The sequence below is a fragment of the Blastococcus saxobsidens genome (genome assembly GCF_010682065.1).
Lineage (GTDB): Bacteria > Actinomycetota > Actinomycetes > Mycobacteriales > Geodermatophilaceae > Blastococcus > Blastococcus saxobsidens_B.
The window spans coordinates 40180-53923 of the sequence record NZ_JAAGWG010000024.1; the positions used below are offsets into that span (position 1 = coordinate 40180).

At 71.8% G+C, this 13744-nt stretch carries 14 protein-coding genes and 1 tRNA gene; 12 read left to right on the forward strand and 3 right to left on the reverse strand.

The features are described from left to right. Nucleotides 1-28 precede the first annotated feature (28 nt). The 3 genes from GCU60_RS14925 to GCU60_RS14935 all read left to right on the forward strand — a co-directional run bounded on the left by GCU60_RS14925 (nucleotide 29) and on the right by GCU60_RS14935 (nucleotide 2270). Nucleotides 29-937 (forward strand): DUF6910 family protein, encoded by a 909-nt coding sequence (locus GCU60_RS14925; RefSeq protein ID WP_345770617.1) that lies wholly within the window; start codon nucleotides 29-31, stop codon nucleotides 935-937. A 149-nt stretch (nucleotides 938-1086) separates the two neighbouring features. Next, nucleotides 1087-1731 carry a dihydrofolate reductase family protein gene (locus GCU60_RS14930; RefSeq protein WP_163206590.1) on the forward strand — a complete coding sequence of 215 codons (645 nt, stop codon included), beginning with the start codon at nucleotides 1087-1089 and terminating at the stop codon, nucleotides 1729-1731. Nucleotides 1732-1772: 41 nt separating this feature from the next. Then, on the forward strand, nucleotides 1773-2270 hold the full coding sequence (locus tag GCU60_RS14935) for a DUF427 domain-containing protein (protein ID WP_163206592.1): 498 nt from the start codon (nucleotides 1773-1775) through the stop codon (nucleotides 2268-2270). Nucleotides 2271-2378: 108 nt separating this feature from the next. Here GCU60_RS14935 and GCU60_RS14940 read toward each other — a convergent pair. Beyond that, a tRNA-Leu gene (locus GCU60_RS14940) sits at nucleotides 2379-2459 on the reverse strand. A 123-nt stretch (nucleotides 2460-2582) separates the two neighbouring features. Between GCU60_RS14940 and GCU60_RS21665 the strand changes: the two genes are divergently transcribed. After that, complete coding sequence (locus tag GCU60_RS21665) at nucleotides 2583-2813, forward strand: DUF3618 domain-containing protein (RefSeq protein ID WP_163206594.1); 231 nt, start codon at nucleotides 2583-2585, stop codon at nucleotides 2811-2813. Between the two features lie 72 nt (nucleotides 2814-2885). On the opposite strand, the gene GCU60_RS14950 is transcribed toward GCU60_RS21665, so the two are convergent. Beyond that, a complete protein-coding gene (locus tag GCU60_RS14950) occupies nucleotides 2886-3500 on the reverse strand; it encodes a TetR/AcrR family transcriptional regulator (protein WP_163206596.1) in 615 nt (204 codons plus the stop codon). A gap of 125 nt (nucleotides 3501-3625) precedes the next feature. Between GCU60_RS14950 and GCU60_RS20445 the strand changes: the two genes are divergently transcribed. After that, nucleotides 3626-4735 carry an EAL domain-containing protein gene (locus tag GCU60_RS20445; RefSeq protein ID WP_163206598.1) on the forward strand — a complete coding sequence of 370 codons (1110 nt, stop codon included), beginning with the start codon at nucleotides 3626-3628 and terminating at the stop codon, nucleotides 4733-4735. Between the two features lie 6 nt (nucleotides 4736-4741). Here the strand turns inward: GCU60_RS20445 and GCU60_RS14960 are convergent, their stop codons facing one another. After that, on the reverse strand, nucleotides 4742-5323 hold the full coding sequence (locus tag GCU60_RS14960; RefSeq protein ID WP_163206600.1) for a histidine phosphatase family protein: 582 nt from the start codon (nucleotides 5321-5323) through the stop codon (nucleotides 4742-4744). 58 nt (nucleotides 5324-5381) lie between these two features. Here GCU60_RS14960 and GCU60_RS14965 point away from each other — a divergent pair, with 58 nt between their 5' ends. The 7 genes from GCU60_RS14965 to GCU60_RS14995 all read left to right on the forward strand — a co-directional run bounded on the left by GCU60_RS14965 (nucleotide 5382) and on the right by GCU60_RS14995 (nucleotide 13736). After that, on the forward strand, nucleotides 5382-6236 hold the full coding sequence (locus GCU60_RS14965) for an aldo/keto reductase (RefSeq protein ID WP_163206602.1): 855 nt from the start codon (nucleotides 5382-5384) through the stop codon (nucleotides 6234-6236). 105 nt (nucleotides 6237-6341) lie between these two features. Then, nucleotides 6342-7496, forward strand: coding sequence for an acyl-CoA dehydrogenase family protein (locus GCU60_RS14970; RefSeq protein ID WP_163206603.1), 1155 nt, complete (start codon nucleotides 6342-6344; stop codon nucleotides 7494-7496). Next, on the forward strand, nucleotides 7489-8184 hold the full coding sequence (locus tag GCU60_RS21670; protein ID WP_163206605.1) for a hotdog domain-containing protein: 696 nt from the start codon (nucleotides 7489-7491) through the stop codon (nucleotides 8182-8184). Before GCU60_RS14970 ends, GCU60_RS21670 begins: the two co-directional genes overlap by 8 nt. Before the next feature lie 26 nt (nucleotides 8185-8210). Then, complete coding sequence (gene hsdR / locus GCU60_RS21675; RefSeq protein ID WP_163206607.1) at nucleotides 8211-10685, forward strand: EcoAI/FtnUII family type I restriction enzme subunit R; 2475 nt, start codon at nucleotides 8211-8213, stop codon at nucleotides 10683-10685. 85 nt (nucleotides 10686-10770) lie between these two features. Continuing rightward, nucleotides 10771-11367, forward strand: a complete 597-nt coding sequence (locus GCU60_RS14985; RefSeq protein ID WP_163206609.1) for a type IV toxin-antitoxin system AbiEi family antitoxin domain-containing protein — start codon at nucleotides 10771-10773, stop codon at nucleotides 11365-11367. Beyond that, complete coding sequence (locus GCU60_RS14990; protein WP_163206611.1) at nucleotides 11364-12212, forward strand: nucleotidyl transferase AbiEii/AbiGii toxin family protein; 849 nt, start codon at nucleotides 11364-11366, stop codon at nucleotides 12210-12212. The genes GCU60_RS14985 and GCU60_RS14990 overlap by 4 nt, the downstream gene beginning before the upstream one ends. Nucleotides 12213-12251: 39 nt before the next feature. After that, nucleotides 12252-13736 carry an HsdM family class I SAM-dependent methyltransferase gene (locus GCU60_RS14995; protein WP_163206613.1) on the forward strand — a complete coding sequence of 495 codons (1485 nt, stop codon included), beginning with the start codon at nucleotides 12252-12254 and terminating at the stop codon, nucleotides 13734-13736. The last annotated feature ends 8 nt before the right edge of the window (nucleotides 13737-13744 follow it).

The following is a 13744-nucleotide window of genomic DNA, read 5'->3' on the forward strand; positions in this document are numbered from 1 at the left end:
AGGGCACTGCCCGCGGATGCGGGTCTTCGTGGACAGTGCCAGGACGCTCCGGTTCGACGACGGGTCGCCGGTCACCGCAGCCTCGGGGGTCGCGCCCCTGGGGGAGGGGTGGCTGATCGTGCAGGACGACTCCGTGATCGCCGCCTGGCGCCGCGACGACGGCGTGCGGCCGGTCCGCGTGCTGCCGGCGGTCGAGGGCCACGACACGTTCAGCGAGGCCGCGGGCACCAAGCACCTCAAGCCCGACCTCGAGGTGGCCTGCCCCGCCGAGGTCGACGGCGAGCCGGCGGCCCTGCTCCTCGGTTCGGGCTCCTCGCCGCGGCGCATGCGTGGGGTGCTGGTGCGGTTGGAGGGCGGCGAGCCGGTCGTGCGGGCCGCCGAGCTGGGCCCGCTGTACGAGGTGGTGGCCGCCCGCCTCGGCCTGCCCATGGACCACCTGAACCTGGAAGGGGCCAGCCGCCACGGGGACGTCGTCCGGTGGTTCAACCGGGGCAACCTCAACGCCGGCGTCCGGTCCGGCAGCGTGGACGTGCCGTTGGAGGACCTGGTAGCCGCCGTCCTCGGCCGGGCGGAGGCCGCCGAGGCCCGGGTGGAGCAGCCGCGGGAGTACGAGCTCGGCGAGGCCGACGGCGTCGGGCTGGCCGTGACCGACGCGATCGCGCTGCCCGACGGGCGGACGCTGCTGAGCGCCGCCGCGGAGGACACCCCGAACGCGGTCGACGACGGGCCGGTGGTCGCCACCGCGATCGCGCTGCTGGACGGCGAGACGGTGCTGGCGGTCGCGCCCATCCCGGAGGTGGACGGCCACGTGCACAAGGTGGAGGGGCTGGCGCTGCGCCGCGTCGAGAGGGACGAGGTGCACCTGCTCGCCGTGGTGGACGACGACGACCCGGCGACGCCGGCGGCCGAGCTGGAGCTGCGCGTCGAGCTGGGCTGACCGCCTCCGGCAGCCGGGCGCCCGCGCCCGCTGTCGTGCCTCGGCGCCGCCGGCGGGAGCACCAGGTGCTCGCGCGTCCGGGCGATGAGTCCGCGGGCGTGCACTGGTCCACCCCCTGGCAGAACGACCGATCCCCTCAGGAGCCAGGCATGGGACTCATCCACCTCGAGATGTTCGCGACCCTCGACCTCGTCGGCCAGGCACCGGGAGGCCCCGACGAGGACCCGGAGGGGTTCCCCTTCGGCGGCTGGCAGGCGCCCCTGTTCGACGAGGTCGCAGGGGCGCAGGTCGGTGCCGCGTACGAGGGCACCGACGCACTGCTGCTCGGACGGCGGACGTACGACATCTTCGCCGCCTACTGGCCGCACCAGGAGGGTGGCGAGGACGGCGGGATCGCCGCGCTGTTCAACAGCGTGCCGAAGTACGTGGCCTCCCGCGGCCGGCCCGACCTGTCGTGGGCCGGGTCCACTCAGCTCGGCGCGGATCTGGCCGGCGCGGTGCGCGAGGTCCGGGTCCGGCACGAGCACGTCAAGGTCGTGGGCAGCCTGGACCTGGTGCAGACGCTCCTGCGCGAGAGGTTGTTCGACCGCCTCGACCTGTGGGTGCACCCCGTCGTGCTCGGCGTCGGGAAGAAGGCGTTCGACGGTGGCGCGGTGCCGACGAACATCACGCTCCTCGAACCGCCGGTCGCGAGCCCGAAGGGCACCGTGTACCTGCGCTACGGGCTCGCCGGGGGCACGCCTGCGACGGGGGACATGAGCGCACCCGACCGCGGTGTCCGGCACGACGGCTGACCCGGACGGACCCGCTGCTCGGTGTGGCGCACACTCGGTGGATGCGTGCACCCCGTCCCGACCCGGTGGGCCCCGGCCAGGAGTCCGTGTGGGACTACCCCCGGCCGCCGTCGGCCGAGATCACCAGCCGCCGGGTGGAGGCCGTGCTCGGCGGCCGGGTCGTCGCCAGCACCGACCGCGCCGTCCGGGTCTGCGAGACCAGCCACCCGCCGGTCTACTACGTGCCGGTCGCCGACGTCGTCCCCGGTGTCCTGGAGCGCGGTCAGGGCGGTTCGTGGTGCGAGTGGAAGGGGGCGGCGACCTACTGGGACGCCGTCGTCGACGGGGTGCGGCATCCCTCGGTGGCCTGGTCGTACGAGCAGCCGACCGCGGGCTACGAGCACCTGAGCGGGGCGGTCGCCTTCTACCCCAGCCGGCTGGAGTCGGCGACGGTCGACGGGGAGCCGGTGCGCGCCCAGGCCGGTGACTTCTACGGCGGCTGGATCACCTCCGACGTCGTCGGCCCGTTCAAGGGGGAGCCGGGCACCCGCGGCTGGTGACCGGTGTGCCGGCCCCACGGGGGACCCGAGCGGCCCGTCACGAGCGAGGCGCTCCACGTGCACGCCGCTGTCGCCAGACGCTGGACGAGGCCCGGGGTCGGCCGTACGTGCGGGAGGGGGGACTCGAACCCCCACGCCCGAAGGCACCAGATCCTAAGTCTGGCGTGGCTGCCGTTACACCACTCCCGCGCGGTCGCCGAGTCTAGGAGCCGCACCCCTCGGGCGTCGTCGCCGCATCCGGGAGTAGCCCGGCCGGGTGCTCCGGTGGACCGTCCCCGCGCTGATCGGCGCGGCGTCTGGCAGGCTGACGCCGTGCCTCGCGACCCACGACAGATTCAGCTGGAGATCGACTCGGCCCGGGAGTCGCTGGCCGCCACGCTGGACCAGATCGCCTACCGGACCAGCCCGACGCGCCTCAAGGCGCAGGGCAAGAGCGCCGTGCAGCGGTTCCTCCAGACGCCGGCCGGTCAGGCGACCGTCGGCGCCGTCGGCCTCCTGGTCACGTTCGTCGTCGTCCAGAAGGTCCGGCACCGCAAGCGCTGATCCCCCCGCTCCGAACGACGGAGGCCGGTCCACCCCGCGGGGTGGACCGGCCTCCGTCGTTCGATCAGCTGGTCAGACGGACGCCCGCACCAGCGGCATGATCACGGTGTCGAGCACCTGGTCGGCGTAGGCCTCGTCGACGGGGCGGCCGGTGAGCAGCCAGCGCTGCACCAGCAGGGCGCTGATGGTCTCGGCGGCCACCGAGGTGCGGAAGCCGGGACCGATCTCTCCGCGCGCCTCGGCGTGCTCCCAGATCGTGCCGAAGGACTGCTGCCAGACCGACAGCGGGCCGTTGCGGAACGCCTCGGCCAGCGCCGGGTGTCGCGGCACCGTGGACAGCAGCGACAGCGTCGCCGCCCCGGTCGGGCCGTTCACGACGCCCACGAGCGCGTGCAGCATCTCCCGCAGGTCGCCCTCGAGCGAGCCGGTGTCGGGGTTGTTCGCCTCGGCGGCGTTCAGGTCGGAGATCGTGTCGACCACGAGGTCCTGCTTCGTGCGCCACCGGCGGTAGATGGTCGCCTTGCCCACGCCCGCCTCCGCAGCGACGGCGTCCATGGTCAGCGCGCCGTACCCCACGTCGGCGAGCAGCTGCAGGATGGCGGCGCGGATGACGCCGTCCCGGCTGGGGTCGCGCGGCCGGCCGCCGCGACTGGGTCGGGCTTCTTCGACAGTGGGGAGTGCGGCCATGGGCAAACCTTAGACATTCAAGTTGTGGAGTGGCTGAAGATCCCCTGTCCGTACCCTCGGAAGTGGGTTCCGATACCGCCGCGCGCCTGTCCCGCGTGTCCGCTCCGGTGAGTCACCCTCTGCCTGTGGGAACGATCTGTGGCGGGGCCTGCGGCTGCCGCCAGCACTGGGAGGTGCCGGGCCGCGCCACGCGGGCGCTGCTCGCCACCTCGATCGGGCACGTCCTGCCGCACGTCGCCCGGACCGCCAAGGCGCTCGGCCTCACCGTCTACTCCGCCCCGCAGCTGGTCGACGTCGTCGACGACCGGGGCGGGCACGGTCTGGAGAGGCTGTTCCAGCGGCTGGCCCGCGAGCTCACGGCCGCCGAGACCGAGGCCGTCCGCGTGGCCACCGACCCGCCGGACGACGGCGCCGCCCTCACCGCGCGCCTGCTCACGGCACCCACGCTGGCCGTCGAGCTCGCCCGGCGCGGAGTCACCGTCGAGGTCGGGGTGCTGGCCGAGGCGGAGTTCTGGTCGGTCTACCAGCCGATCGTGTCGCTGGCCGACCGTTCCGTGGTCGCGCACGAGGCGCTGCTGCGCGGGCTGGTCGACGGCCGCGAGGTGGGCGGCGGTGACCTCTTCTTCGTCGCCGAGTCCGCCGGCTGGCTGCACCGGCTGGACCGCATCGGTCGCGAGTCGGCCATCTCCGGCGCCATGCCGTGGCTGGGCGGCGACGACCTGTTCGTGAACTTCAACCCGACGTCGATCTTCCGGCCGCAGGTCTGCCTCGCCAGCACCGAACGCGTCGCCCACGAGGTCGGCATCGAGCCCGAGCAGCTCGTGTTCGAGGTCGTCGAGTCGCACGCCATCGCCGACCGCGGGCACCTCGTGTCGATCCTCGAGCACTACCGCTCGCTGGGCTGGCGGGTCGCGCTGGACGACGTCGGGGCGGGCTGGTCGAGCCTGTCGCTGCTGGCCGCCGTCCGCCCGGACGTCGTGAAGCTCGACAAGGGGCTGGTCCAGGAGCTGCCGGACGACGGCGCCCGCACGGTGCTCAAGGCCGTCACCGACCTGGCCCACCAGCTCGGCGCCGTCGTCGTCGCCGAGGGGATCGAGACCGAGCAGCTGGCCGAGGAGGTCACCGCGCTCGGGGCGGACATGGGTCAGGGCTGGCTGTTCGGCCGCCCGGTGCGGCCCGAGCCGCCGGTCGAGGAGCCCGAGGGCCGCTGGCAGCCGGTGGAACGCGCCCGCTGAACCGCCTCAGCCCAGCGCCCATCCGCTGAGCACCGGCCGGCCGTGCTCGTGGCCGAGGATCCCGTACCGCCCGGCGGGGAGCGCGAACATCGCCCCGGCCTCGGGCGGCAGGCCCAGCCAGCGGGCGGTCAGCACCCGGAGCACGTGGCCGTGCGCGACGAGGGCGACGTCGCCGTCGGAGAGCCTGGCGCGGGCCCGGTCCAGCACCCGGTCCACGCGGACACCGACGTCGGCCAGCGACTCACCCGGCTCGTCGGCGTCGACCGTTCCGTCCCGCCAGATCGACCACATCCGGCCCAGCTCCTCGCTGATCTCGGCCGTCGTCCGGCCCTCGTAGCCGCCGTAGTCCAGCTCCACGAGGTCGCGATCGACGTCGGTCGCGGTCAGGCCGGCGAGCTCCGCCGTCCTGCGGGCCCGCTGCAGCGGGCTGACGCGCACCTCGACGAACTCCCGCCCGGCCATCGCCGCGCGCAGCGAGCGGGCCTGCTCCTCGCCCTCGGGCAGCAGCGGCAGGTCGGTCGCCCCGGTGTGCTGCCCGGTCCGGCTCCACTCGGTCTGCCCGTGCCGCAGCACGATGATCTCGCCCATCCCGACATCGAACACGCACCGGGGAACACACGCGCGGGATCGTGCGCTGGCCCTTCACATGACCACCGCACAGATCAGCGACACGTTCAGCATCGGCGGAGACCTCCCCGTCCACCGGCTCGGCTACGGCGCCATGCAGCTCCCCGGGCCCGGCGTCTGGGGCGAGCCGGCCGACCGCGCCGCCGCCGTCCGCGTGGTGAAGGCCGCGATCGAGCAGGGCGTCGACTTCATCGACACCGCCGACTCCTACGGCCCCGAGGTCAGCGAGCAGATCATCGCGGAGGCGCTGCACCCCTACCCCGAGAACCTGGTCATCGCGACCAAGGCCGGGCTGACCCGGCAGGGCCCCGGCATCTGGACGCCGGTGGGCCGGCCGGCCTACCTCAAGCAGCAGGTCGAGCTCTCCCTGCGCCACCTCAAGGTCGACCGCATCGACCTCATCCAGCTGCACCGGATCGACGCCGAGGTGCCCTTGGCCGATCAGCTGGGCGCCTTCGCCGAGCTCAAGGACGAGGGCAAGGTCCGCCACATCGGCGTCTCCGAGGTCTCGGTCGAGGAGCTGAAGGCTGCCCGCGAGATCACCGAGATCGTCAGCGTGCAGAACCTCTACAACCTCACCACCCGGCAGAGCCAGGACGTACTGGACTACGCGACGGCCGAGAACATCGCCTTCATCCCGTGGTTCCCGATCGCGACCGGTGACCTGGCCTCGCCGGAGAGCCCCGTGGCCGACATCGCCCGCGAGCTCGACGCCACGCCGTCGCAGGTCGCACTGGCCTGGCTCCTCCAGAAGTCCCCGGTCATCCTGCCCATCCCGGGCACCAAGTCGGTGGATCACCTGACCGAGAACCTGGGCGCCGCGCGCCTCAGCCTCTCCGACGAGGACATGGCCCGCCTGGACGCCCTCGCCTGATCCGCAGGGCCGAAGTGGCCACTTCGGCCCCTGCGCGCCGCGCGGCCGGGTTTCCTGACGGGGACCCGGCCGCCGTCGTCTCGCGGCATGCGCCACGATGGCCCCGTGGACGCCGAGGACTTCCGTCAGGTCAAGGACGCCGTTCGTCAGCTGATCCGTGGATCGGTCCTGCCCCGTGAGGAGCAGATCGAGGAGGAGGACCGCATCCCCGACGACCTCCGCGCGCAGGCCGCGGAGATGGGGCTGTTCGGTTACGCGCTGCCCGAGGAGTACGGCGGTCTGGGCGTGACCATGAGCGAGGACGTCGAGCTCGCCATGGAGTTCGGCTACACGACGCCGGCCTTCCGCTCGCTGTTCGGCACCAACAACGGCATCTCGGGCCAGGTGATCGCGCGCTTCGGCGACGAGGCCCAGAAGAAGAAGTACCTGCCGGGGCTCTCCGCCGGTGAGCTGATCGGCTCCTTCGCCCTCACCGAGGCCGAGGCCGGCTCGGACCCCTCGGCCCTGCGCACCAGCGCCCGCCGCGACGGCGACTCCTGGGTGATCAACGGCAGCAAGCGCTACATCACCAACGCGCCGATGGCCGACCTCTTCGTGGTCTTCGCGCGGACCGACCCGGCCGAGAAGGGCGGGCGCGGCATCTCCAGCTTCGTCGTCGAGACCACGACGCCGGGCGTCACCGTGGGTCCCCGGGACAAGAAGATGGGTCAGGCCGGCGCCTGGACCAGCGAGGTGTTCTTCGACGACGTCCGGGTGCCCGCCGACGCCCTCATCGGCGAGGAGGGCCGCGGCTACGCCAAGGCGCTCACCGTGCTCTCCCGCGGCCGGCTGCACATCGCGGCGCTGTGCGTCGGCATGGCGCAGCGGGTGCTCGACGAGTCCGTCGCCTACGCCGCCTCCGCCAAGCAGGGCGGGGCGCCCATCGGCCGCTTCCAGCTGGTCCAGGCGATGCTGGCCGACATGCACGCCGAGCTGCTCGCCGGCCGGAGCATGGTGCGCGACGTCGCCGCCCGCTACGACTCCGGCGAGGACACCTCGGTCGGCCCGTCGTCGGCCAAGCTGTTCTGCACCGAGATGGTCGGCCGGGCCGTGGACACGGCCGTGCAGGTGCACGGCGGGATGGGATACCTGCGGACGACGCCGGTCGAGCGCTTCTACCGCGACGCCCGGCTGTTCCGCCTGTACGAGGGCACCAGCGAGGTGCAGCGCGTGATCATCGGGAGCTCGCTGCTGCGCGAGGCCGGCATGGCCCGTGGCTGACCGCCCCGACCTGACCGGGGAGGAGCGGGCCCTCCGTCGCGACGCCGTCGGGGAGCTGGGGGAGGCGCTGCGCGCGCTGGTCGACGCCGCCGTCCGCACCGAGGTGCCGCTGGACCGGCTGACCGAGGCCACCGTCGCGGCCCGCGAACTCACGGCGCTGCTCTCGGCCGACCTGCGCGAGGTGCACGAGATCGCCTCGGTCGACGACCCCGACAGCGGGCAGCGCTGGTACAGCCCGGTCTACGGGCCGGGCAGCCCGGTGGCCCCGCCGATGGTCGTCGAGGACTTCCCGGACGAGGGTCGGTGCGTCGGCCGCGTGACCGTGGGCAAGAAGCTCGAGGGACCGCCCGGGCTGGTGCACGGTGGGGTCGTCGCCACGTTGCTGGACCACGTGCTCGCCCGCTCCGCGCGCGGCGCCGGGCACGGCGGGCTCACCGCCTCCCTGACCGTCACCTACCGGCGGCCGGTGCACCTCGGCGTGCCGCTGGTGGTCACCGGCGAGCTGGTCTCCGTCGAGGGGCGGCGGGCCACCGCGACCGCCCGGCTCGTCGCCGAGGACGACCCGGAGACCACGCTGGCCGAGGGCGAGGCGCTGCTGATCGCGCTCCGGGCCGAGCGCGCCAGCGAGGTCTTCGCCCGGACCGGCCGGGTCGTCGGCGCCTGGACGACCCGAACGGGTGAGGACTGAGTCTCGTAACTGAATAGGATCCCTGGGTGACCACTGGCGGACCCGACGAGGCCGATACCTGTCGGGACCACGTGCGGCCGGCCGTGGCCCGTGCGGGATGGGCCGACGACCAGGTCCACGAGCAGTTCCGCGTGCAGGCTGACCTGCCCGGCGGACGGCTGCCGCCTGCCGACCAGCGCAAGCGGCGTGCGGACTACGTCCTGGAGATCGATCCCGGCGTGCCCCTCGTGGTGATCGAGGCCAAGCGGCTGTGGGCGCGCCCGGGTGACGGGATCCAGCAGGCGGTCCGGTACGCGGACAGGCTCGGTGCACCACTGGCTCTCTCCACCAACGGCCGGGGATGGGTGTCGTACAACGCCGTCACCGGCCTGCAGTCGGAGGTAGACGGCGTGCCAACGCCGGTCGAGGCGTGGGATCTGTTGGTGTCCTCACGTCAGCTCGGCGAGCAGGCCCAGGAGTACCTGCGGTCGCCGTTCAACCGTGAGCACCTCAACGCCGATGGCAGCGTGAAGGAACTCCGCTACTACCAGCGGCGGGCCATCCACGAGGTCCTGTGCGCGATGGCCGGCGGTCGGCGCCGCCTGCTCCTGGTCATGGCCACCGGATCGGGCAAGACGTTCACCGCTCTCCAGCTGGTGTGGAAGCTCTGGAACCACCGACGGCGCACGCAGCAGACCACCGGGGAGCGCAACTTCCGGGTCCTGTACCTGGCCGACCGTGACGTCCTGGTCAGCGATCCGATGCGCAAGAACTTCCAGCGGGTCTTCGGTGACGCTGTCGTCAGGGTCAGCACCAAGGACGCCCGGCACTCGCCGGACATCTACTTCGCGACCTACCAGGGATTGACCACGGCCCACCAGGACCCCGACGTCCCTCCTGACGCGTCCGAGGCGCGTGAGCTCCTGCGGAACTATCCGCCGGACTTCTTCGACCTGGTGATCGTCGACGAGTGCCATCGCGGCAGCGCCCGGGCGAACTCGGAGTGGCGCGGCATCCTCGAGCACTTCGATGCGGCGGTGCAGCTGGGGCTGACCGCGACCCCGGTCGACCACGGTGGTGTCGACACTTACGAGTACTTCGGCAACCCGGTCTTCTCCTACAGCCTCAAGAAGGGGATCGAGGACGGCTTCCTCGCCCCCTACACGATCCGCCGCGTCGTCTTCGACGTCGACGCCGAAGGGCTCGACGTCGTGGATGGCCAGCGGGACAGCCATGGCCAGCTCATCCCGGCGGGGACGTACGGCACCCGCGACTACGAGCGGCGCCTCCGGTTGCCGGACCGGACGGCGGCCATGGCGCGGCGGATCGTCGACGTCATCGGCGACACCGAGGACCGCGCCGTCGTCTTCTGCGTCGACGCCGCGCACGCCCTCACCATGTGCGCGGAGCTGCGCAATCTCCGGCCCGAGCGGACCCGTCGGGACCCGGAATGGGTGGCTCGGATCATGTCGGCCGAGCGGGAGAAGGACCGGCTGCTGGAGCAGTTCACGGACCCGGAGCGGGACGTGCCCCAGATCGCCGTGACGTCGAGCCTGCTCTCCACCGGCGTGGACATCGAGGACCTCAAGTACGTGGTCCTCGCCCGGTCGATCGGCTCGATGGCCGAGTTCAAGCAGATCATCGGTCGCGGCACCCGGCTCTATCCCGAGAAGGGCAAGACGGAGTTCGAGATCATCGACTTCGTCGGCGCCACTGAGCTCTTCCGCGACCCGACGTTCGACGGGCCGCCGCTCCGTGCGACTGCTACCGAGACGGTCAGCCCGGAAGGCGAGGTCGAGGAGCGTGCCGTCGCATCCTCGGACGTCGGTTCCGAGGGGGAACCGCTGGAGCCGTCGGTCACCGTCGCCGAGCCCGAGCCGGAGTACCGCGGCGGCGGCTCCTCGGAGGGCGACGAGCCCGAGTCCGGCGAGGCAGCCCCACGGGAGAAGTTCGAGCTGCGCGGCGTGCCGGTGACGCTGACCAGCGAGGGCTTCTGGGTGCACGACGTGACCACCGGGCGGCCGCGACTGGTGAGTTACGTGGACTGGGCCGGCGAGCGGGTCCTGGAGCGCTTCGAGGAGCCCGAGGCACTGCTCCGGGCGTGGGCCGATCCGCGCTCCCGGTCGGAGGTGGTGACCTTCCTCGGCACCAACCACATCGACCCGGTGCGGTTGGCCGAGGAGTTGAGCCGAGGCGGGGACGGGCAGGTCGACACCGTTGACCAACTCCTGCACCTCGCATGGGGGTTGCCCACCATGACGCGAGCCGAGCGGGCGAGGCGGGCCCTTTCCGGCCACCGGGCAGAAATCGACGCCTACCCGGAGCAGGCCCGCGACGTCCTGACCTTGCTCCTGGACCGGTATGCCGTCGCGGGGATCGACGAGATCGCCGCGCCCTCGGTCGTGCAGGTTCCGCCGCTGTCCGCAGTCGGCTCTCCGGCACAGATCGCGAGCCGGTTCGGCGGTGCAGAGGCCTGGCACCAGGCGCGAGCCGCCGTCCAGGAGTGGCTGTACACGGCTTGAACCGGACGAAACTGTAGTTTCGGTCGAGCGTGGTCCAGTCAAACTAAAGTTCCTATTGAGTTCAGCAGTCCTGTAGGGTCTTGGCATGTCCGCTCGCCTCGACCTGCGCCGCAGGCTCCACGAGGTCGCGTTTCGGCAGGCCGGCTACGTCTCGGCCGCGCAGGCGCTCGGGGTCGGGTACAGCTACCAGGCCCAGAAGTACCACGTCGACCGCGGAAACTGGGTGAAGGTCGACCGTGCCCTGTTCCGGCTCGCCGGGTGGCCGGCTGCTGCCAACGACGGCTACGCCCGGTGGGCGGTGTGGTCCGAGGGGCTGGGTGTCGTCTCCTTCCAGTCAGCTGCGGATGTGCACGACCTCGGGGAGTTCGATCTCGGGGATGTGCACCTGACCGTTCCGGCGCCTCGGCCGGCGACCCCAGGAGTGGTCCTGCACGTCGCTGAGCTGGACGACGGCGACATCGACGACCGTGGCTCCTTCCGCGTGACGACCGTGACGCGCACGCTGCTCGATCTGGCGACCACCAGCGTCAGCCAGGAGCAGCTCAGCTCTGCCGTCGGCGATGCCCTGTCGGCGGGCTCGGCGAGCCGCGGCACCCTGCAGCGCCGGATGGATGCCTTCGGCCCCGCCGCAGCCCTCCGGCTCGAACGCGCGCTGACCGCGCCGCCCGAGGCCCACGCATGACCCCCGCGACACCGGCCGCCATGCGCGCGGCGCTGGAGGCGCGCCTGGTGAACCAGGCCGCGAGCCTCGGCATCGAGGCGGGCCGTCTTCGGCGGCGGCTGGTCTTCCAGCGGATCGTGCGGCGGCTGTCGGGTGACGACCGCTGGGTTCTCAAGGGTGGCTACCTCCTGGAGGCGCGCCTGGAGCACCGCGCCCGGACGACCCGGGACCTCGATCTGGCGAGCGCTCTGGCTGCAGGAGTGGAGCCGCTCCGCGATGCCTTGGCGACCGCCCTCGATCAGGACCCGGAGGGCGACTTCTTCCGGTTCTCCATCACCGGTGCGGCGGCGCTCCGACCTGATGACGCCGGGCAGGGCGGGTGGCGGTTCAGCGTGGAGGTCCGGATCGCGGGGAGGGTCTTCGACCGCGTGCGGGTCGACGTCGTCGCTCGCGTCGCCGAGACCTCCGGTTCCACGGAGCTGATCGACCTGCCGGCACCTGTGGACGGCGTCGACCTCGGGCCGGCGCAGGTGTTGGCCGTCGATGTCGCCCAGCACGCGGCGGAGAAGTTCCACGCGATCTGCCGCACCTACGCGGGGAACCGACCCAGCACCCGGGTCAAGGACCTGGTCGACGTGGTGCTGCTCGTCGAGGCCGGGCTCCTACCCGATCCTCGGCTGCCCGAGCGCCTGCGGATGGTCTTCGCGGCACGGGACGGGCAGGAACCGCCACTGGACCTGCCGGAGCCGCCGGCGTCCTGGGCACGCGACTACGAAGCGCTCGTCACCGACGTCGGCGCCGCTACCGGAACCCTGCCGGCGGCCATGTCGGTCGCCACCGCGGTGTACCAGCAGGCCCTCGCCTGACTCCTCGCCACTGCTCGTCCTCCACCAAGAAAGCAGCGCATGCCCGCAGCGAAGCCCACCGCCAGCCTGTCCGCCGTCATCAAGCGGGCCCGTGACGTCATGCGCAAGGACGCCGGGCTCAACGGGGACGCCGACCGCATTCCACAGTTCGCCTGGCTGCTCTTCCTGAAGGCCCTCGACGATCTCGACGAGTCCCGCGAGGTGACCGACCCTGAGTACCGGCCGGCGCTCGCGTCGCCCTACCGGTGGCGGGACTGGGCAGCGGACTCCACCACCCGCCGCAGCGGTGACGCACTGCTCACGTTCGTCAACCAGAACCTGCTGCCTCACCTGGCGGGGCTGACCGGCAGTGGCGCAGCGGGCGACACCCGCGAGACGGTGGCCGCGATCTTCCGGGACACGCGGAACCGGATGCTGTCGGGCTACCTGCTGGCCGACCTCGTCGACGAGGTGAACAAGGTCAGCTTCGTGTCGGCCGACGACGTGCACACCATGGCGCACCTCTACGAGTCGATGCTCCGGGAGATGCGCGACGCCGCCGGTGACGCGGGCGAGTTCTACACCCCGCGGCCGGTCATCCGGTTCATGGTCAACATGCTGGACCCGCGTCCGGGCGAGGTGGTGATGGACCCGGCCGCAGGAACCGGCGGCTTCCTGGTGGAGGCCTGGGACCACATGGTTCGGGCAGCCGATGCGTCGGAGACGCCGGCTCAGCAGCGTGCGGCGCTACGCGGAACCCTGCGCGGGTTCGAGAAGAAGCCCATGCCGTACCTGCTCGGGCAGATGAACCTGCTGCTGCACGAGGTCGACTCGCCCCGCATCACTCGGGGCAATGCGCTCACCTTCTCGGCGGCCGATCAGCGCCGCGACGGCGTCGACGTCGTGCTGACCAACCCGCCGTTCGGCGGCGAGGAAGAGGTCGGGGTCAAGGATTACTTCAAGACCGACTACCGGACGGCGGAGACGTCGTGGCTGTTCCTTCTGTCGGTGATGGAGCGCATCGCCAAGTCGAAGACCGGACGGGCCGCGATTGTCGTACCCAATGCCGTACTTTTCGACGAGGGAATCGGGGCCCGGATCAAGGCGAGGTTGTTGGAGGAATTCAATCTGCACACCATCGTGCGTCTCCCTATTGGTACGTTTTCCCCCTACACCCTCATTTCGACCAATATCCTCTTCTTCGAGCGGGGCGGTCCGACGAGGAGCATCTGGTTCTACGAGCATCCGCTGCCGCAACGGCGTAGGAGCTACACCAAGACCAAGCCGCTGCGCTACGAGGAGTTGGCGGATTGTGAGGCGTGGTGGGGTAGTGACGGCCGAGTTCACCGTGTCGAGACGTCGAACGCTTGGAACGTCCCCGTGACAGACCTCAACAACTTCGACCTTGACCTACACAGTCCGAACCGACCAGACGATCTTGCCCATCGACCACCTGTCGAGTTGATCGCCGAGCTGATCGACACGGAGACGCAGATCCTCGGTCTGCTGGAGCGGATGCAAGCTGAGATGGCGGGCCGGCAGTGACCGTCCGG

Excerpts from the sequence above, each read along its gene's own strand:
- GCU60_RS14935 (WP_163206592.1), top strand. The coding sequence starts at position 1,773 with ATGCGTGCACCCCGTCCCGACCCGGTGGGCCCCGGCCAGGAGTCCGTG.
- GCU60_RS14965 (WP_163206602.1), top strand. The coding sequence starts at position 5,382 with ATGACCACCGCACAGATCAGCGACACGTTCAGCATCGGCGGAGACCTC.
- GCU60_RS14995 (WP_163206613.1), top strand. The coding sequence starts at position 12,252 with ATGCCCGCAGCGAAGCCCACCGCCAGCCTGTCCGCCGTCATCAAGCGG.
- GCU60_RS14950 (WP_163206596.1), bottom strand. The coding sequence starts at position 3,500 with ATGGCCGCACTCCCCACTGTCGAAGAAGCCCGACCCAGTCGCGGCGGC.
- GCU60_RS14990 (WP_163206611.1), top strand. The coding sequence starts at position 11,364 with ATGACCCCCGCGACACCGGCCGCCATGCGCGCGGCGCTGGAGGCGCGC.
- GCU60_RS14930 (WP_163206590.1), top strand. The coding sequence starts at position 1,087 with ATGGGACTCATCCACCTCGAGATGTTCGCGACCCTCGACCTCGTCGGC.
- GCU60_RS14960 (WP_163206600.1), bottom strand. The coding sequence starts at position 5,323 with ATGGGCGAGATCATCGTGCTGCGGCACGGGCAGACCGAGTGGAGCCGG.
- GCU60_RS14985 (WP_163206609.1), top strand. The coding sequence starts at position 10,771 with ATGTCCGCTCGCCTCGACCTGCGCCGCAGGCTCCACGAGGTCGCGTTT.